Here is a 322-nt window from a genome sequence, read left to right as displayed (position 1 = left end):
CCCTCCTCTTTTATCAAGTATGGTCTTATGCCGGCGTCATCCCGCTTCCGGTCTCTTCCCCCGGCCGCAGCGCTTCCTGCCCGCTCGATAAGCGGCGCGCAGCGCTGCACGGTCCAGGCGATATACGCCAGCACCTGATCGCTCCGCCCGTAAATATAATGCGTATCCTTCTCCAGCGGCGGCACCATGGCCGAACGGTACGGGACGATATCCACGATGAACGCCCTTAGCCAGACCGGCGAACTGCCTTTGCGTTTGTGTGCGCATTGTCAGCATCTAAGCTATCCCGCCGACGAGGCGGGAGTTGGACTCGAACCAACGA

At 60.6% G+C, this 322-nt stretch carries 1 protein-coding gene; it reads right to left on the bottom strand.

The features are described 5' to 3' along the window. The coding region (locus RCF13_RS07195; RefSeq protein ID WP_308141012.1) for a hypothetical protein at positions 1-215 on the bottom strand (215 nt) is incomplete at its 3' end. Positions 216-322 lie beyond the last annotated feature (107 nt).

The organism is Stenotrophomonas maltophilia group sp. RNC7 (assembly GCF_030910085.1).
Classification (GTDB): domain Bacteria; phylum Pseudomonadota; class Gammaproteobacteria; order Xanthomonadales; family Xanthomonadaceae; genus Stenotrophomonas; species Stenotrophomonas sepilia.
This window is presented reverse-complemented; position numbering and strand designations above follow the sequence as displayed.